This is a genomic window from Enterobacter cloacae complex sp. P13B, assembly GCF_014895915.1.
GTDB classification, from domain to species: domain Bacteria; phylum Pseudomonadota; class Gammaproteobacteria; order Enterobacterales; family Enterobacteriaceae; genus Enterobacter; species Enterobacter bugandensis.
This window is the reverse complement of the sequence record NZ_JADBQN010000024.1, coordinates 147,986-165,657: the sequence shown is the minus strand read 5'-3', so window position 1 is coordinate 165,657 and position 17,672 is coordinate 147,986. Positions and strand designations below refer to the sequence as shown.

Below are 17,672 nucleotides of genomic sequence, written 5' to 3'. Positions count from 1 at the left end.
CAATAAAACTACGCTTCGTTGACATATATCAAGTTCAATTGTAGCACGTTAACAGTTTGATGAAATCATCGTAGCCGAATGCTAGCCTTTATCACAATTTTTCAATAAACCAACTAGTTGCGGAGATTGATTTATAAACAAAGCGAATCCAATCAGAACAGGGTATTCACGTTGCCATTATCATTATAAAACATAGGGATAATAGGCTTCTGTTAACATTCTAACTGATTGTTCAGACACAAAATAGTTTAGCGCCTTTAATTTGTTATGAAACGCTATTTCGGTGATTTGAGTTGCAAATTTGTAAATTCGTGCTGCGTAATATGTTGAAGTGCATCACACTTTTCTCCGCTAACTGATTAAAAAGAGAGCATAAATGCATCTGTCGATTGTACTGGTCGCTCCAGCCAGGGCCGAAAATATAGGCGCTGCGGCGCGTGCCATGAAGACCATGGGTTTTACCGATTTACGTATTGTGGACAGCACTGCGCACCTGGAGCCTGCCGCCCGCTGGGTGGCGCACGGTTCGGGGGATATTCTCGATAATATAACGACTTACGCTACGCTTGCCGACGCGCTGCATGACATTTCATTTACCGTTGCCACCACAGCACGCAGCCGGGCGAAGTTCCACTACTACGCCACGCCTGCTGAACTGGTGCCCATGCTGGAAGAGAAAAGCCAGTGGCTTGAGAAAGCCGCGCTGGTATTTGGTCGTGAAGATTCCGGGCTCACCAACGAAGAGCTTGAGCTGGCGGACGTTCTCACCGGTGCGCCGATGGTAGCCGATTATCCTTCCCTGAATTTAGGCCAGGCGGTAATGGTCTATTGCTATCAATTAGCTTCCCTAATGCAAATCCCTCAATCCCAGACAGAAGCCGCCAATGAAAATCAGCTGGCCGCGCTTCGTGCTCGCGTAGAGCGTCTTTTATCGAGCCTTGGCGTTGCGGACGATCAAAAAATGGCCGACTGGCTACAGCAGCGCCTTGGACGTCTTGAACAGCGGGACACCGCCATGTTGCACCGTTTGCTGCACGATATTGAAAAAAAATTGGCCGAGTAAAATGCTGTCATAAGTTTTTACTATGGCGAAATGGTCTGTCGTGGAGGGTTGCGGCTGGGGGATTCGGATGAAAATAAAACGTCACGCAGCGTGACGTGAACGTCCGCGGAATTGTGATCAAATTAAAAATTCATTGACTTAAGGTGCCCGATCCTTTAACCCTAAAAGAATACAGCACAGACAGATAATAATGACAGAGTACACAACATCCATGAAACGCATCAGCATCACCACCATTACCACAACCATCATCATTACCACAGGTAACGATGCGGGCTGACGCGTACAGGAAAAACAGAAAAAAGCCCGCACCTGAACAGTGCGGGCTTTTTTTTCGGCTAAAGGAAACGAGGTAGAACCATGCGAGTGTTGAAGTTCGGCGGTACATCAGTGGCAAATGCAGAACGTTTTCTGCGTGTTGCCGATATCCTGGAGAGCAACGCCAGGCAGGGGCAGGTTGCGACCGTGCTCTCTGCCCCGGCAAAAATCACAAACCATCTGGTGGCGATGATTGAAAAGACCATCGGTGGCCAGGATGCACTCCCGAACATCAGCGATGCCGAGCGTATCTTCGCCGAGCTGCTGCAGGGGCTGGCAGAGGCACAGCCTGGTTTCCCGCTCGCGCAGCTGAAGTCCTTCGTTGAGCAGGAGTTTGCTCAGATCAAGCATGTGCTGCACGGCATCAGCCTGCTGGGCCAGTGCCCGGACAGCGTCAACGCGGCGCTGATCTGCCGGGGCGAAAAACTCTCCATCGCCATCATGGCGGGCGTGCTGGAAGCGCGCGGCCACAACGTTACCGTGATCAATCCGGTTGAGAAATTGCTGGCAGCGGGCCACTACCTCGAATCTACCGTTGATATTGCCGAATCAACCCGCCGTATTGCCGCGAGCAAAATCCCCTCTGACCACATGATCCTGATGGCGGGCTTTACCGCCGGGAACGAGAAGGGTGAACTGGTGGTGCTGGGCCGTAACGGCTCCGACTACTCTGCCGCCGTGCTGGCCGCCTGTTTACGCGCAGACAGCTGTGAGATCTGGACTGACGTCGACGGCGTCTATACCTGCGATCCGCGCCAGGTGCCGGACGCCAGGCTGCTGAAGTCGATGTCCTACCAGGAAGCGATGGAGCTTTCCTACTTCGGCGCCAAAGTGCTTCACCCGCGTACCATCTCCCCCATTGCCCAGTTCCAGATCCCATGCCTGATTAAAAACACCGGTAACCCGCAGGCGCCAGGCACGTTGATTGGTGCCAGCAGCGATGAAGATGGTCTGCCGGTGAAAGGCATTTCCAACCTGAATAATATGGCAATGTTCAGCGTCTCCGGTCCGGGGATGAAGGGGATGGTCGGCATGGCGGCGCGCGTTTTTGCGGCCATGTCACGCAACGGTATCTCGGTGGTGCTGATCACCCAGTCCTCTTCCGAATACAGCATCAGCTTCTGCGTGCCTCAGGTCGACTGTCTGCGCGCCCGCCGCGCGCTGGAAGAAGAGTTCTATCTGGAGTTGAAAGAGGAACTGCTGGAGCCGCTCTCCATTCAGGAGCGCCTGGCGGTGATTTCCGTGGTTGGCGACGGTATGCGCACGCTGCGCGGTATCTCCGCCAAATTCTTTGCCGCGCTGGCGCGGGCCAATATCAACATCGTGGCAATTGCCCAGGGCTCGTCCGAGCGTTCAATCTCCGTGGTGGTGGATAACGATGACGCCACTACCGGCGTGCGCGTGGTTCACCAGATGCTGTTCAACACCGATCAGGTTATCGAGCTATTCCTGATTGGCGTGGGCGGCGTCGGCGGTGCGCTGCTGGAGCAGGTGAAGCGCCAGCAGGAGTGGCTTAAGAAAAAGCACATCGATCTGCGCGTCTGCGGAATTGCGAACTCGAAAGCGCTGCTTACTAACGTTCACGGTCTGAACCTGGAGAACTGGCAGGCGGAGCTGGAAGAGGCGAAAGAGCCGTTCAACCTGGGGCGCCTGATCCGTCTGGTGAAAGAGTATCACCTGCTTAACCCGGTTATCGTTGACTGTACCTCGAACCAGGCGGTGGCCGACCAGTACGCCGACTTCCTGCGCGAAGGCTTCCACGTGGTGACGCCGAACAAAAAGGCCAATACCTCGTCGATGGATTACTATCACCAGCTTCGCCTGGCGGCGAGCAAGTCGCGCCGCAAGTTCCTGTACGACACCAATGTCGGCGCCGGCCTGCCGGTCATTGAGAACTTGCAAAACCTGCTGAACGCGGGCGACGAATTGCAGCGCTTCTCCGGCATCCTTTCCGGCTCCCTGTCGTTTATCTTCGGCAAGCTGGATGAAGGGATGAGCCTGTCGGAAGCCACCCGTGCCGCGCGCGAGCTGGGCTACACCGAGCCAGATCCGCGCGACGATCTCTCCGGGATGGACGTGGCGCGCAAGCTGCTGATCCTGGTGCGCGAAACGGGCCGCGAGCTGGAGCTTTCGGATATCGTGATTGAGCCGGTGCTGCCAGCCGAGTTTGACACCAGCGGCGATGTCAGCACCTTTATGGCGAATTTACCTCAGCTTGACGATGCCTTTGCCGCACGCGTTGCGAAAGCCCGTGATGAAGGTAAGGTATTGCGCTATGTTGGCAACATTGAAGAGGACGGCGTATGCCGGGTGAAGATTGCCGAAGTGGATGGTAACGACCCGCTTTATAAAGTCAAAAACGGCGAAAACGCCCTCGCGTTTTACAGCCACTATTATCAGCCATTGCCGCTGGTGCTTCGCGGCTATGGCGCAGGGAATGATGTGACGGCGGCGGGCGTGTTTGCCGACCTGCTGCGTACCCTGTCATGGAAGTTAGGAGTTTAAGATGGTTAAAGTATATGCCCCGGCTTCCAGCGCCAATATGAGCGTCGGATTTGACGTGCTGGGTGCGGCGGTGACGCCGGTGGACGGTTCGCTGCTGGGCGATACGGTAACGGTTGAGGCGGCAGAAAGCTTCAGCCTGAATAACGTCGGCCGTTTCGCCAGCAAGCTGCCGCCTGAACCACGCGAGAATATCGTTTATCAGTGCTGGGAGCGCTTCTGTCAGGAGATCGGCAAAAACGTGCCGGTCGCCATGACGCTGGAAAAAAGCATGCCGATTGGTTCGGGTCTGGGCTCCAGCGCGTGTTCGGTAGTCGCCGCCCTGGTGGCGATGAACGAGCACTGCGGCAAGCCGCTGAACAATAGCCGTCTGCTGGCGCTGATGGGCGAGCTGGAAGGGCGCATCTCCGGCAGTATTCATTACGATAACGTGGCGCCGTGCTTCCTCGGCGGCATGCAGCTGATGATTGAAGAAAATGGCATCATCAGCCAGCAGGTGCCAGGGTTTGATGAGTGGCTGTGGGTGCTGGCTTATCCGGGCATCAAGGTCTCTACCGCGGAAGCGCGTGCGATCCTGCCTGCGCAGTATCGTCGCCAGGACTGTATCGCCCACGGGCGTCACCTGGCGGGCTTTATTCACGCCTGCTACACCCGCCAGCCGCAGCTGGCGGCGAAGCTGATGAAAGACGTCATTGCCGAGCCGTACCGTACGAAGCTGCTACCCGGCTTTAACGAGGCGCGACAGGCTTCAATGGATATCGGCGCGCAGGCGTGCGGCATCTCCGGCTCCGGCCCGACGCTGTTCGCCCTGTGCGATAAGCCAGACACCGCGCAGCGCGTGGCGGACTGGCTCTCTAAACACTACCTGCAAAATCAGGAAGGCTTTGTTCATATTTGCCGTCTGGACACGGCTGGCGCACGAGTACTGGGATAACGAATGAAACTCTACAACCTTAAAGATCATAACGAGCAGGTCAGCTTCGCGCAGGCGGTGACTCAGGGGCTGGGCAAAAATCAGGGGCTGTTTTTCCCGCACGACCTGCCGGAATTTCAGCTGACCGAAATCGATGAGCTGCTGAAGCAGGACTTTGTCACCCGCAGCACCAAAATTCTGTCTGCGTTTATTGGCGACGAAATCCCGCAGGAGCTGCTGGAAGAGCGCGTGCGCGCGGCGTTTGCTTTCCCGGCCCCGGTTAAGCAGGTGGAGCCTGACGTCGGTTGTCTGGAGCTGTTCCACGGCCCGACCCTGGCGTTTAAAGACTTCGGCGGCCGCTTTATGGCGCAGATGCTGACCCACATCAGCGGCGACAAGCCGGTGACCATCCTGACCGCGACCTCGGGGGATACCGGCGCGGCGGTCGCTCACGCGTTCTACGGCCTGAAAAACGTCCGCGTGGTGATCCTCTATCCGAAAGGCAAGATCAGCCCGTTGCAGGAAAAACTGTTCTGCACCCTCGGCGGCAACATTGAAACCGTGGCGATCGACGGCGATTTCGATGCCTGCCAGGCGCTGGTCAAGCAAGCGTTCGATGATGAAGAGCTGAAGGCCGCGCTGGGGCTGAACTCGGCGAACTCCATCAACATCAGCCGCCTGCTGGCGCAGATCTGCTACTACTTCGAAGCGGTGGCTCAGCTGCCGCAGGAAGCGCGCAATCAGCTGGTAGTTTCCGTACCAAGCGGCAACTTCGGCGACCTGACGGCGGGGCTGCTGGCGAAATCTCTCGGTCTGCCGGTGAAACGCTTTATCGCTGCCACCAACGCCAACGATACCGTGCCACGCTTCCTGAAAGACGGCAAATGGGCGCCTAACGCTACGCAGGCGACGCTCTCCAATGCCATGGACGTGTCGCAGCCGAACAACTGGCCGCGCGTGGAAGAGCTGTTCCGCCGCAAGGTGTGGCGTCTGGGTGACCTGGGCTACGCTGCGGTGACGGACGAAACCACCAAAGCCACCATGCGCGAGCTGAAAGCGGTGGGCTACACCTCTGAGCCGCACGCGGCAATTGCTTACCGCGCGCTGCGCGACCAGCTTAACCCGGGTGAATATGGCCTGTTCCTGGGCACCGCGCATCCGGCGAAGTTCAAAGAGAGCGTGGAAGATATTCTGGGCGAAACGCTGCCGCTGCCAAAAGAGCTGGCCGAGCGCGCCGACCTGCCGCTGCTGTCTCATGAGCTGCCGGCGGATTTTGCGGCACTGCGGAATCTGATGATGACGCGCGCGTGATTTTGTTGCCCGGTGGCGCTACGCCTTACCGGGCCTACAACGACGAGATGACCGTAGGCCGGGTAAGCGCAGCGCCACCCGGCTTTTTTATGAAGAAATTAAGGAGAGAAATTGCAGGAAAAAAGCAGAAATTCCCAATAAATGCGGTCACTTAGCGTTTAGGATTGCAGAGAATAACATCCACCGTTCCCCTCGCGTACTCTCCTTACATCGGCCCACGTTGGGCAAGAAGAATAAGGAGTCACCTGTGTCTACACTAAAACCTGCACTCATTGCGCTTTCTCTGGTGCTGGTCGCCCCCATGGCGGTACAGGCATCTGAAATTACTCTCGTACCTGCGGTAAAACTGCAGATTGGCGATCGGGACAATAGCGGGCATTACTGGGATGGCGGCCGCTGGCGCGACCACGACTGGTGGAAGGCGCATTATGACTGGCGCGATAACCATTGGCGTCCGCATGACGAGCATCGCGATCGTGATGACCGACACGACCATCATCACGACGAGCACCGTCCGGGCCCGGACTGGAAGCACCATTAACGCAAAACCCCGCCAGATGGCGGGGTTTAGTTTTACTGCTCGTGGCGCTTAAATACCAGCTCACCTTTCCCTGACGACGCCTCGTCAAAGAAATAGCCGTCGGTGTTGAATCCCATTAACTGCTCCGGCTTCGTCAGGCGGTTCTGAATGATGTATCGGCTCATCAGGCCACGCGCTTTTTTCGCATAGAAGCTGATGACCTTGAACTTGCCGTTCTTCTCATCAAGGAAGACCGGCTTAACGATCTCCGCGTTCAGCTTTTTCGGCTTCACCGACTTGTAGTACTCATCGGATGCCAGGTTAACCACCACGTTATCACCCTGAGCATGCAGCGCCGCGTTCAGCTTGTCGGTGATGATGTCGCCCCAGAAATGGTAAAGGTCTTTGCCTTTGGCGTTTTCCAGGCGAATCCCCATCTCCAGACGATATGGCTGCATCAGATCCAGCGGGCGCAGTACGCCATACAGGCCCGACAGCATGCGTAGATGCTGCTGGGCAAAATCAAAGTCGGCTTCGCTAAAATCTTCCGCCTGCAGGCCGGTGTAAACATCGCCCTTAAACGCCAGTATCGCCTGGCGCGCGTTGGCGGGGGTGAAATCCGGGTGCCACTCGTGGAACCGGGTCGCGTTCAGGTCTGCCAGCTTGTCGCTGATGCTCATCAGCGAGGCGATTTGCGGCGCAGAGAGCTTGCGCGCTTCGCGGATCAGCTGTTGCGAATAGTCCAGCAGTTCTGGCTGGGTATAACGCTCGGTGGCGAGCGGGCTCTGGTAGTCGAGCGTTTTTGCAGGTGAAATCAGAATCAGCATATCCAGTCCTTGCAGGAAATTTAGAGCGACTTTAACAAAAAATCGCCCTGAATTGATCGATAGCTGTTATTGCCGGGGCAAATCATCCCAGGTGCCGGGGGCAAGCTGTGACTGAATTTCGGGATAGCGTGCGGCATCAAATACCGGGGGAACGCCCAGCTTGCGCTGGCGAAGATAATCCCTGGCAATAAGGTTCACAACGGGCGAGAGCAGCAGGATCGCCGTCAGGTTAGTGATTGCCATTAGCGCCATAATGACATCCGCCAGCTGCCAGACCAGCGGCATATTCAGAAGGGAGCCCGCGATCACCATCAGTACTACGCCCAGGCGAAGCAGGAGGATGGCCGGACGAGAGTCGTATTTCAGGAAGATAAGGTTATTTTCGGCATACAGGTAATTCACCACAATCGAACTGAAGGCGAACAGCATCAGAATGAGCGAGACAAATCCCGAACCCCAGCCGCCGGTCAGGTTCACCAGCGCCTGCTGAAGAAGCTGTATTCCGTCGATATCCGAGTCATGCGCCACAGGACCGGCCAGCAGGAGGATCATGGCGCTGGCGGAACAGATAATAACGGTATCCATAAACACGCCTATCATCTGCACGATACCCTGCGCTGCCGGGTGCGGCGGCCAGGAAGAGGCGGCCGCGGCGGCGTTGGGAGTAGAGCCCATCCCGGCTTCATTGGAGAACATGCCTCGCTGAAAACCTGCCATCAGCGCCTGGCTCAGGGTGTAACCCAGCGCGCCTGACGCCACCTCACGCCAGCCAAAGGCGCTTTTAAAGATGGTCGCAATCACGCCCGGAACCTGGTCGGCATGCAGCCCAGCGACGACCAGGCTCGCGGCAACCCAGAGCAGCGCCATGATGGGAACCAGCCACTGCATCATGCGGGCAACGCCTTTCAGGCCGGCAGAAATGGTGAGCAAAACAAAGAGGGCTAAACCGATGCCGGTGATCCACTCCGGGCAGGAGAAGGTATAGCGCAGGGCATGGGCGACGGAGTTTGACTGCACGGTATTAAAAATAAGACCGTACGCGAGCAGTAAAAAAAGCGAGAACAGAACGCCCATCCAGCGCATTCCTAAGCCACGCGCCATATACCAGGCCGGACCGCCGCGAAACTGCCCGTTTCTGTCTTTCTCTTTGTAGAGTTGCGCCAGCGAACTTTCGGCAAAAGAGGTAGCCATTCCGAGAAGCGCCGTGACCCACATCCAGAACACCGCGCCTGGCCCACCGGCGCTGATGGCCAGCGCAACGCCCGCCAGGTTTCCGCTACCGAGGCGGGCAGCCAGGCTGGTACACAGCGCCTGAAACGATGTTAATCCGCCCGGCTGGGGCGTGACGCTGTTTTTCAGACTTCTGCCAAACTTGCGAATATAGCGAAACTGGATAAACCCACTGCGTAGCGTAAACCAGATACCTGCTCCCAGAAGCAGGTAGATCATTATCGAACCCCAGAGGACTTCGTTAATAAAGAAAAGGAAATCAGGCATTAACGTCCCTCTTGTTGATGCCAACGTGAATATGTAAGCGCTACCACTGATTGGGCATGCTGTTGCTTAGCAGCCTGTTAATATTTTGAGTTTATCATACTCTGCCTAAGCGCACTGTCTGCGGTTGCGCTACCCCTCCGTCGTGTTATCATCAGGGCAGACCGGTTACATCCCCCTAACAAGTAAACCTGTCATTTTTCCGCTGCAGGCATGCTGTCGGTAGCGTGAATTATCCAGGGCACGTTAAAAGAGAAACACTATCATGACGGATAAATTGACCTCCCTTCGTCAGTTCACCACTGTCGTAGCTGACACCGGAGATATCGCGGCAATGAAGCTGTACCAGCCGCAGGATGCCACAACTAACCCTTCTCTGATCCTTAACGCCGCACAGATCCCTGAGTATCGCAAACTGATTGACGAGGCTGTGACCTGGGCGAAAGCACAGAGCAATGACCGTGCGCAGCAGGTTGTGGATGCTACCGATAAACTGGCAGTGAACATCGGTCTGGAAATCCTGAAGCTGGTTCCGGGCCGTATCTCTACCGAAGTGGATGCACGTCTCTCCTACGACACCGAAGCGTCAATCGCGAAAGCAAAACGCCTGATCAAACTGTACAACGATGCGGGCATCAGCAACGACCGTATCCTGATCAAACTGGCGTCGACCTGGCAGGGCATTCGCGCTGCCGAGCAGCTGGAAAAAGAAGGCATCAACTGTAACCTGACCCTGCTGTTCTCCTTCGCGCAGGCGCGTGCATGTGCGGAAGCAGGCGTGTACCTGATTTCTCCGTTCGTGGGCCGTATTCTGGACTGGTACAAAGCCAACACCGACAAGAAAGAGTACGCAGCGTCTGAAGATCCAGGCGTGATTTCCGTGACTGAAATCTACGAATACTACAAACAGCATGGCTATGAGACCGTGGTTATGGGTGCAAGCTTCCGTAACGTGGGCGAAATCATTGAGCTGGCTGGCTGTGACCGTCTGACCATCGCCCCTGCGCTGCTGAAAGAGCTGGCAGAAAGCGAAGGTGCTATCGAGCGTAAGCTGTCTTATACCGGCGAAGTGAAGGCGCGCCCGGAGCGCATCACCGAATCCGAGTTCCTGTGGCAGCACAACCAGGATCCAATGGCTGTAGACAAACTGGCGGACGGTATCCGCAAGTTTGCTATCGACCAGGAAAAACTGGAAAAAATGATCGGCGACTTGCTGTAATCATTCTGCGTGACCGGGCTCCCGGTCACGCGTCTTCTTCTGTCCTCTGTCTGAATTTTCCCTCTGCGTGTATCATTCCCTTTAATCAGTTCTTTTTGAATGGAATGAATATGAATACCTTACGCATCGGCTTAGTGTCGATTTCTGACCGCGCCTCCAGCGGCGTTTACCAGGATAAAGGCATCCCCGCTCTGGAAGAGTGGCTGGCAAGCGCGCTGACCACCCCGTTTGAGATCCAGACTCGCCTTATCCCCGACGAACAGCCGATTATTGAGCAGACCCTGTGTGAGCTGGTGGATGAGATGAGCTGTCATCTTGTGCTCACCACGGGCGGAACCGGCCCCGCGCGTCGTGACGTGACGCCGGACGCGACGCTGGCTATCGCCGACCGTGAAATGCCGGGCTTCGGCGAACAGATGCGCCAGATCAGCCTACACTTTGTCCCGACGGCAATCCTTTCCCGCCAGGTGGGGGTGATCCGCAAACAGGCGCTGATACTGAACCTGCCGGGGCAGCCAAAGTCGATCAAAGAGACGCTGGAAGGATTAAAAGCCGAGGACGGTAGCGTCATCGTGCACGGTATATTTGCAAGTGTACCGTATTGTATACAGCTGCTTGACGGGCCGTACGTGGAAACTGACGACAAAGTGGTAGCAGCATTTCGTCCTAAAAGCGCACGCCGCGAGACAATCTCCTGAAATTTACTAAAATGTGACATTAGCGCCAGCCGCAGTAGCGTGTAAATGGATTTACGATATAGTAATTTTTTCTTTACGATTGCTGTAAAAAATAATCCACAACACATGCACAATGGTTCGCTATGTCACATAACACCCGACCTCTGAATCGACAGGACTACAAAACGCTTACGCTCGCCGCCTTAGGTGGCGCGCTGGAGTTTTACGACTTCATCATCTTTGTCTTCTTCGCCGCCGTGGTGGGGGCGCTCTTCTTCCCGGCGGATATTCCGGAATGGCTGCGTCAGGTGCAAACCTTCGGCATCTTTGCTGCCGGGTATCTGGCACGTCCGCTGGGCGGCATCGTCATGGCTCACTTTGGCGATCTTGTCGGGCGTAAGAAGATGTTTACCCTGAGCATCCTGCTGATGGCGGTGCCGACGCTGGCCATCGGCCTGCTGCCCACCTATGCCTCCATGGGCATTCTCGCCCCGCTATTGCTGCTGCTGATGCGCATTCTTCAGGGCGCGGCCATCGGCGGGGAAGTGCCGGGGGCCTGGGTGTTTGTGGCGGAGCATGTTCCTGCCCGCCGCATCGGGATCGCCTGCGGAACGTTAACGGCGGGGCTGACCGTCGGGATCCTGTTGGGGTCGGTAGTGGCGACGATAGTCAACACCAGCATGACGCAGCAGGCCGTGCACGACTGGGGCTGGCGTGTTCCGTTCCTGCTGGGCGGGGCGTTTGGCCTGGTGGCAATGTACCTGCGCCGCTGGCTGCAGGAGACGCCGATTTTCCTCGAAATGCAGCAGCGTAAAGCGCTGGCGCAGGAGTTGCCGGCCAAAGCCGTTGTGGTGCGTCATAAAAAAGCGGTGGTGGTGTCGATGCTGCTCACCTGGCTGCTGTCGGCGGGCATCGTGGTGGTGATTTTGATGTCGCCGGTGTGGCTGCAGAAACAGTACGGTTTCGCCCCTGCCGTGACCTTACAGGCAAACAGTATTGCGACAATTATGCTCTGCTTTGGCTGTCTGGCCGCCGGACTAGCGGCGGATCGTTTCGGTGCCAGCCTGACCTTTATTGTCGGCAGCCTGCTGCTGGCCGCGTCGAGCTGGGCGTTCTACCATCTTGCGGGCAGCCATCCTGAACAGCTGTTCCTGCTGTACGGCGTGGTCGGACTGTGCGTGGGCGTCGTGGGGGCAGTGCCTTACGTCATGGTGCGCGCTTTTCCGCCGGAGGTGCGTTTCACCGGGATATCGTTCTCTTATAACGTCGCGTATGCCATTTTCGGCGGGCTGACGCCGATAGTGGTCACGGTCATGATGGGGGTGTCGCCGATGGCGCCTGCCTGGTATGTACTCGCGCTCTCGCTGATGGGGCTGGGATTAGGCGTTTGGCTTCGGCAGGCGGGGGAATATCGTGCCCGCGAGGCGGGCACGACAGAGGGATCAGTGTTTTTCACCAATAGGTAAAATGGTGCGGTCAAACTGTTCGTTCAGCACTTCACCCATTGCCAGGTAGATAGCGCTTGCGCCGCACACCAGGCCAATCCAGCCTGCTACGTGAACGATGCCTTCGTTATCCGCCAGGTGGCCAATTGCCAGCAGGGCGAACAGTACGGTCAGGCTCAGGAAGACGAACTGCAGCGCGCGGTTGCCTTTCAGGGTGCCGAAGAACATGAACAGGGTAAAGACGCCCCACAGGCCCAGATAGACGCCCAGGAAGTGGGCGTTTGCCGCGTCTGCCAGGCCCATTTTAGGCATCAGCAGGATGGCGACCAGGGTCAGCCAGAACGAGCCGTAAGAGGTGAAGGCGGTTAAGCCGAAGGTGTTGCCTTTCTTATATTCCAGCAGGCCCGCGAAGATTTGCGCGATACCGCCGTAAAAAATGCCCATCGCCAGGATTACGCCGTCCATCGGGAACATCCCGATGTTGTGCAGGTTCAGCAGAATGGTGGTCATGCCAAAACCCATCAGGCCCAGCGGAGCCGGATTAGCCAACTTAGTGTTGCCCATAAGTCCTCAAAAAAAATCATCATTAAAATGGTGAAATGGTTAAACCCGCGTCAATACTCCCTGACGGGGCGCGGCATCATAATGGGCGGCATCGACGCCGTCTATGATCTCATCAGGGTGAAATTAAAATTTTTTTTATGCTTGCCCCTTGATGGATGCCGTCGCGACCCCATCTTGTAGTCAACCGCAGTGTGTGGACCTGAAAAAAATCAAATCTGGGCAGTTGAAAAAGCACGTTCTGCCCTTATTACAGGTACACAACCACATGTTGACTGAATTTTTAGTGGAGACGTTTAGATGGGTAAAATTATTGGTATCGACCTGGGTACTACCAACTCTTGTGTAGCGATTATGGACGGCACTACTGCACGCGTGCTGGAGAACGCCGAGGGCGATCGCACCACGCCTTCTATCATTGCTTATACCCAGGATGGTGAAACTCTGGTTGGTCAGCCGGCTAAACGTCAGGCAGTGACAAACCCGCAAAACACCCTGTTTGCGATCAAACGCCTGATTGGCCGCCGCTTCCAGGACGAAGAAGTTCAGCGTGACGTTTCTATCATGCCTTACAAAATCATCGCAGCAGATAACGGCGATGCGTGGCTTGATGTGAAAGGCACCAAAACGGCACCACCGCAGATCTCTGCTGAAGTGCTGAAAAAAATGAAGAAAACCGCTGAAGATTACCTGGGTGAGCCGGTAACTGAAGCTGTTATTACCGTACCTGCCTACTTCAACGATGCTCAGCGTCAGGCAACTAAAGATGCTGGCCGTATCGCAGGTCTGGAAGTAAAACGTATCATCAACGAACCAACCGCGGCTGCACTGGCTTACGGTCTGGATAAAGAAGTCGGCAACCGTACTATCGCGGTTTACGACCTGGGTGGTGGTACCTTCGATATCTCTATTATCGAAATCGACGAAGTTGACGGCGAAAAAACCTTCGAAGTTCTGGCAACCAACGGTGATACCCACCTGGGTGGTGAAGACTTCGATACCCGTCTGATCAACTACCTCGTTGACGAGTTCAAGAAAGATCAGGGCATTGACCTGCGTAACGACCCGCTGGCGATGCAGCGCCTGAAAGAAGCCGCTGAGAAAGCGAAGATCGAACTGTCTTCTGCTCAGCAGACCGACGTGAACCTGCCGTACATCACCGCAGACGCGACCGGTCCTAAACACATGAACATCAAAGTGACCCGTGCGAAACTGGAAAGCCTGGTAGAAGACCTGGTGAACCGTTCTATCGAGCCGCTGAAAGTTGCACTGCAGGATGCTGGTCTGTCCGTATCTGACATCCAGGACGTTATCCTGGTGGGTGGTCAGACCCGTATGCCAATGGTTCAGAAGAAAGTGGCTGAATTCTTTGGTAAAGAGCCGCGTAAAGACGTGAACCCGGACGAAGCGGTAGCTATCGGTGCGGCGGTTCAGGGTGGTGTATTGACCGGTGAAGTGAAAGACGTACTGCTGCTGGACGTTACCCCGCTGTCTCTGGGTATCGAAACCATGGGCGGTGTGATGACTGCGCTCATCAACAAAAACACCACCATCCCAACCAAGCACAGCCAGGTGTTCTCTACCGCTGAAGACAACCAGTCTGCGGTAACCATCCATGTGCTGCAGGGTGAGCGTAAGCGTGCGTCTGATAACAAGTCTCTGGGTCAGTTTAACCTGGACGGCATTAACCCGGCACCGCGCGGCATGCCGCAAATCGAAGTTACCTTTGACATCGATGCTGACGGTATTCTGCACGTGTCTGCGAAAGACAAAAACAGCGGTAAAGAGCAGAAGATCACCATCAAGGCATCTTCTGGCCTGAATGAAGCGGAAATCGAAAAAATGGTTCGCGATGCCGAAGCTAACGCGGAATCCGACCGTAAGTTCGAAGAGCTGGTTCAGACCCGTAACCAGGGTGACCATCTGCTGCACAGCACCCGTAAGCAGGTTGAAGAAGCGGGCGATAAACTGCCAGCGGAAGACAAAACTGCTATCGAAGCTGCACTGACCGCGCTGGAAACGTCTCTGAAAGGCGAAGACAAAGCGGATATCGAAGCGAAGATGCAGGAGCTGGCACAGGCTTCCCAGAAGCTGATGGAAATCGCTCAGCAGCAGCACGCACAGCAGCAGGCAGGTGCTGACGCTTCTGCGAACAACGCGAAAGACGACGACGTTGTCGACGCTGAGTTCGAAGAAGTTAAAGACAAAAAATAATCGCCCTGATGCAGGGTAATTAATCGGCACGGGCGTAGGAGAACTCTCCACGCCCGTGCTCGCATGTTAAGGGGCTTAAAAAAACCAATGGCAAAGCAAGACTATTACGAGATTTTAGGCGTTCCGAAAACTGCGGAAGAGCGTGAAATCAAAAAGGCGTATAAGCGCCTGGCCATGAAATTCCACCCGGACCGTAACCAGGGTGACAAAGAGGCTGAAGCAAAATTTAAAGAGATCAAAGAAGCCTACGAAGTCCTGACCGATGCACAAAAACGTGCGGCCTATGACCAGTACGGCCACGCGGCCTTTGAACAGGGCGGCATGGGCGGCGGTGGATTCGGTGGCGGCGGCTTTGGCGGCGGTGCGGATTTCAGCGACATCTTTGGTGACGTGTTCGGCGATATCTTCGGCGGCGGTCGTGGTCGTCAGCGCGCAGCGCGCGGCGCAGACCTGCGCTACAACATGGATCTCACTCTTGAAGAGGCCGTTCGTGGCGTCACGAAAGAGATCCGTATCCCGACGCTGGAAGAGTGTGACGTTTGCCACGGCAGCGGCGCGAAAGCGGGTACCCAGCCACAGACCTGTCCAACCTGTCATGGCTCCGGCCAGGTACAGATGCGCCAGGGCTTCTTCGCGGTACAGCAGGCCTGTCCGCACTGTCACGGTCGCGGTACGCTGATTAAAGATCCGTGCACCAAGTGTCATGGCCACGGTCGCGTTGAGAAAACCAAAACCCTGTCCGTTAAGATCCCGGCTGGCGTTGATACGGGCGACCGCATCCGTCTGGCGGGTGAGGGCGAAGCAGGCGAGCACGGCGCGCCGGCAGGCGATCTGTACGTTCAGGTTCAGGTGAAGCAGCACGCCATCTTCGAGCGTGAAGGCAATAACCTGTACTGTGAAGTGCCGATCAACTTCGCGATGGCGGCTCTCGGCGGTGAAATCGAAGTGCCGACGCTGGACGGTCGCGTCAATCTGAAAATCCCTGGTGAAACCCAGACCGGCAAGCTGTTCCGCATGCGCGGCAAAGGCGTAAAATCCGTTCGCGGTGGTGCGCAGGGCGACCTGCTGTGCCGCGTCGTCGTGGAAACGCCGGTTGGCCTGAACGACAAGCAGAAACAGCTGTTGAAAGAGCTTCAGGAGAGCTTTGGCGGCCCAACGGGTGAGAAAAACAGCCCGCGCTCCAAAAGCTTCTTTGATGGCGTCAAAAAATTCTTCGATGATTTGACCCGCTAATTCGTTAGCTGTGTCTAACTTCAAAAAGCCCGGAAGCGATTCCGGGCTTTTTTTTACAGTTATAGATCGGTAAAACTGAGTCTATACCCAATATTAATCTGTTTTTGCCGAGCTATTTGGCTTGGTATTATGGTTTTATCGAGGTATCTTTGTAAAAGAGAGAACATAAATGAAATTACTACACCGTTTCTTTAGCAGTGAGGCGTCCGGTGGTGTGATCCTGATTATTGCCGCGGCCGCCGCGATGGTGCTGGCTAACCTGGGCATGACCCGCGATCTCTATCACGCATTTCTGGAAACGCCCGTCGAGCTGAAGGTCGGGGCGCTGGAAATTAACAAGAACATGCTGCTGTGGATCAACGATGCGCTAATGGCGGTGTTCTTCCTGCTCGTTGGTCTTGAGGTTAAGCGCGAGCTGGTGCTAGGTTCGCTAGCCAGCCGCCAGCGCGCGGCGTTCCCGGTTATTGCCGCGCTCGGTGGGATGGTCGTTCCAGCGCTGCTCTTCCTCGCATTTACCTGGCAGGATCCTGTCGCGCGTGACGGCTGGGCTATCCCGGCCGCAACGGATATCGCCTTTGCGCTCGGTGTCTTAGCTCTGCTCGGCAGCCGCGTGCCGGTTGCGCTGAAAATCTTCCTGATGGCGCTGGCGATCATTGATGACCTGGGCGCCATTGTGATTATCGCGCTGTTCTACACCAGCGATCTGTCGATCCTGTCCCTGAGCGTGGCCGCCGGGGCGATTGCAGTGTTGGCGGTGCTGAACATCTTCAACGTTCGCCGCATCGGTATCTATATCCTGGTGGGGATGGTGCTGTGGACGGCAGTGCTGAAATCCGGCGTGCACGCCACGCTGGCCGGCGTGATTGTGGGCTTCTTCGTGCCGCTTAAGCCGCAGGACGGTAAGTCACCCGCTAAACAGCTGGAACACGTGCTGCACCCGTGGGTCGCCTTTATGATCCTGCCGCTGTTTGCGTTTGCCAACGCGGGCGTTTCCCTGCAGGGGGTCACGCTGGACGGGCTGACGTCTGTCCTGCCGCTGGGCATTATTGCCGGGCTGTTTATCGGTAAGCCGCTGGGGATCAGCCTCTTCTGCTGGTTGGCGCTGAAGATGAAGCTGGCATCGTTGCCGAACGGTACAACCTTTAGTCAGATCATGGCCGTCGGCATACTGTGCGGTATTGGATTCACCATGTCGATCTTTATCTCGACGCTGGCGTTTGGTGCAAACGCGCCAGAGCTCATCGTCTGGGCGAAGCTCGGCATTCTCATCGGGTCATTACTGGCGGCAGTGATTGGGTATACTTTGTTGAAGGTGAAGTTGTCCGGACAGGCCGTCCAGGCATAACGGAACACCGGGAGAAGGTCACTCTTCTCC

General features: G+C 56.0%; 15 protein-coding genes and 1 other annotated feature. Of the genes, 12 read left to right on the top strand and 3 right to left on the bottom strand.

Translation table 11 applies throughout. The features are described from left to right. Window positions 1-376: 376 nt before the first annotated feature. The 6 genes from IM273_RS12305 (at window position 377) to IM273_RS12280 (ending at window position 6,648) form a co-directional block, all read left to right on the top strand. Window positions 377-1,063, top strand: coding sequence for a tRNA/rRNA methyltransferase (locus IM273_RS12305; protein ID WP_059355609.1), 687 nt, complete (start codon window positions 377-379; stop codon window positions 1,061-1,063). A gap of 211 nt (window positions 1,064-1,274) precedes the next feature. Further along, window positions 1,275-1,343, top strand: coding sequence for a thr operon leader peptide (gene thrL, locus IM273_RS12300; RefSeq protein WP_015572623.1), 69 nt, complete (start codon window positions 1,275-1,277; stop codon window positions 1,341-1,343). Next, window positions 1,282-1,399, top strand: a sequence feature (Thr leader region). Its footprint overlaps the gene before it by 62 nt. A gap of 24 nt (window positions 1,400-1,423) precedes the next feature. Continuing rightward, entirely contained in the window at window positions 1,424-3,886 is a 2,463-nt protein-coding gene (gene thrA, locus IM273_RS12295) for a bifunctional aspartate kinase/homoserine dehydrogenase I (protein ID WP_193050406.1), read from the top strand. A gap of 1 nt (window position 3,887) precedes the next feature. After that, a complete protein-coding gene (gene thrB / locus IM273_RS12290; RefSeq protein ID WP_041911275.1) occupies window positions 3,888-4,817 on the top strand; it encodes a homoserine kinase in 930 nt (309 codons plus the stop codon). Between the two features lie 3 nt (window positions 4,818-4,820). After that, a complete protein-coding gene (gene thrC, locus IM273_RS12285; protein WP_045631128.1) occupies window positions 4,821-6,107 on the top strand; it encodes a threonine synthase in 1,287 nt (428 codons plus the stop codon). 247 nt (window positions 6,108-6,354) lie between these two features. Beyond that, entirely contained in the window at window positions 6,355-6,648 is a 294-nt protein-coding gene (locus tag IM273_RS12280) for a DUF2502 domain-containing protein (RefSeq protein WP_045259425.1), read from the top strand. Window positions 6,649-6,680: 32 nt separating this feature from the next. Here IM273_RS12280 and yaaA read toward each other — a convergent pair whose 3' ends face one another. Then, on the bottom strand, window positions 6,681-7,454 hold the full coding sequence (yaaA, locus tag IM273_RS12275; protein WP_045259426.1) for a peroxide stress protein YaaA: 774 nt from the start codon (window positions 7,452-7,454) through the stop codon (window positions 6,681-6,683). Window positions 7,455-7,520: 66 nt separating this feature from the next. Further along, the gene (locus IM273_RS12270; protein WP_193050408.1) at window positions 7,521-8,951 is read right to left on the bottom strand and encodes a sodium:alanine symporter family protein; all 1,431 of its coding nucleotides are present in this window, start codon (window positions 8,949-8,951) and stop codon (window positions 7,521-7,523) included. Window positions 8,952-9,213: 262 nt separating this feature from the next. Here IM273_RS12270 and tal point away from each other — a divergent pair, with 262 nt between their 5' ends. The 3 genes from tal to IM273_RS12255 all read left to right on the top strand — a co-directional run bounded on the left by tal (window position 9,214) and on the right by IM273_RS12255 (window position 12,310). Then, window positions 9,214-10,167 carry a transaldolase gene (tal, locus tag IM273_RS12265; RefSeq protein ID WP_003856481.1) on the top strand — a complete coding sequence of 318 codons (954 nt, stop codon included), beginning with the start codon at window positions 9,214-9,216 and terminating at the stop codon, window positions 10,165-10,167. A gap of 110 nt (window positions 10,168-10,277) precedes the next feature. After that, entirely contained in the window at window positions 10,278-10,865 is a 588-nt protein-coding gene (gene mog, locus IM273_RS12260) for a molybdopterin adenylyltransferase (RefSeq protein ID WP_041911271.1), read from the top strand. Window positions 10,866-10,987: 122 nt separating this feature from the next. Then, entirely contained in the window at window positions 10,988-12,310 is a 1,323-nt protein-coding gene (locus IM273_RS12255; protein WP_193050410.1) for an MFS transporter, read from the top strand. Here IM273_RS12255 and satP read toward each other — a convergent pair. Continuing rightward, complete coding sequence (gene satP / locus IM273_RS12250) at window positions 12,287-12,853, bottom strand: acetate uptake transporter (protein ID WP_041911269.1); 567 nt, start codon at window positions 12,851-12,853, stop codon at window positions 12,287-12,289. The genes IM273_RS12255 and satP overlap by 24 nt on opposite strands. Before the next feature lie 297 nt (window positions 12,854-13,150). Here satP and dnaK point away from each other — a divergent pair, with 297 nt between their 5' ends. From dnaK to nhaA, 3 genes are all read left to right on the top strand, one after another. Beyond that, window positions 13,151-15,064, top strand: coding sequence for a molecular chaperone DnaK (dnaK, locus tag IM273_RS12245; protein ID WP_028015465.1), 1,914 nt, complete (start codon window positions 13,151-13,153; stop codon window positions 15,062-15,064). Between the two features lie 87 nt (window positions 15,065-15,151). Continuing rightward, window positions 15,152-16,297: a molecular chaperone DnaJ gene (gene dnaJ / locus IM273_RS12240; protein WP_008502040.1), complete on the top strand. Its 1,146-nt coding sequence runs from the start codon at window positions 15,152-15,154 to the stop codon at window positions 16,295-16,297. Between the two features lie 169 nt (window positions 16,298-16,466). After that, complete coding sequence (gene nhaA, locus IM273_RS12235) at window positions 16,467-17,642, top strand: Na+/H+ antiporter NhaA (protein ID WP_041911268.1); 1,176 nt, start codon at window positions 16,467-16,469, stop codon at window positions 17,640-17,642. The last annotated feature ends 30 nt before the right edge of the window (window positions 17,643-17,672 follow it).

Bases quoted from the DNA above. Each gene is read 5' to 3' on its own strand.
- IM273_RS12305 (WP_059355609.1), top strand. From the start codon at position 377: ATGCATCTGTCGATTGTACTGGTCGCTCCAGCCAGGGCCGAAAATATA.
- thrA (WP_193050406.1), top strand. From the start codon at position 1,424: ATGCGAGTGTTGAAGTTCGGCGGTACATCAGTGGCAAATGCAGAACGT.
- thrB (WP_041911275.1), top strand. From the start codon at position 3,888: ATGGTTAAAGTATATGCCCCGGCTTCCAGCGCCAATATGAGCGTCGGA.
- thrC (WP_045631128.1), top strand. From the start codon at position 4,821: ATGAAACTCTACAACCTTAAAGATCATAACGAGCAGGTCAGCTTCGCG.
- yaaA (WP_045259426.1), bottom strand. From the start codon at position 7,454: ATGCTGATTCTGATTTCACCTGCAAAAACGCTCGACTACCAGAGCCCG.
- IM273_RS12270 (WP_193050408.1), bottom strand. From the start codon at position 8,951: ATGCCTGATTTCCTTTTCTTTATTAACGAAGTCCTCTGGGGTTCGATA.
- tal (WP_003856481.1), top strand. From the start codon at position 9,214: ATGACGGATAAATTGACCTCCCTTCGTCAGTTCACCACTGTCGTAGCT.
- mog (WP_041911271.1), top strand. From the start codon at position 10,278: ATGAATACCTTACGCATCGGCTTAGTGTCGATTTCTGACCGCGCCTCC.
- IM273_RS12255 (WP_193050410.1), top strand. From the start codon at position 10,988: ATGTCACATAACACCCGACCTCTGAATCGACAGGACTACAAAACGCTT.
- satP (WP_041911269.1), bottom strand. From the start codon at position 12,853: ATGGGCAACACTAAGTTGGCTAATCCGGCTCCGCTGGGCCTGATGGGT.
- dnaK (WP_028015465.1), top strand. From the start codon at position 13,151: ATGGGTAAAATTATTGGTATCGACCTGGGTACTACCAACTCTTGTGTA.
- dnaJ (WP_008502040.1), top strand. From the start codon at position 15,152: ATGGCAAAGCAAGACTATTACGAGATTTTAGGCGTTCCGAAAACTGCG.
- nhaA (WP_041911268.1), top strand. From the start codon at position 16,467: ATGAAATTACTACACCGTTTCTTTAGCAGTGAGGCGTCCGGTGGTGTG.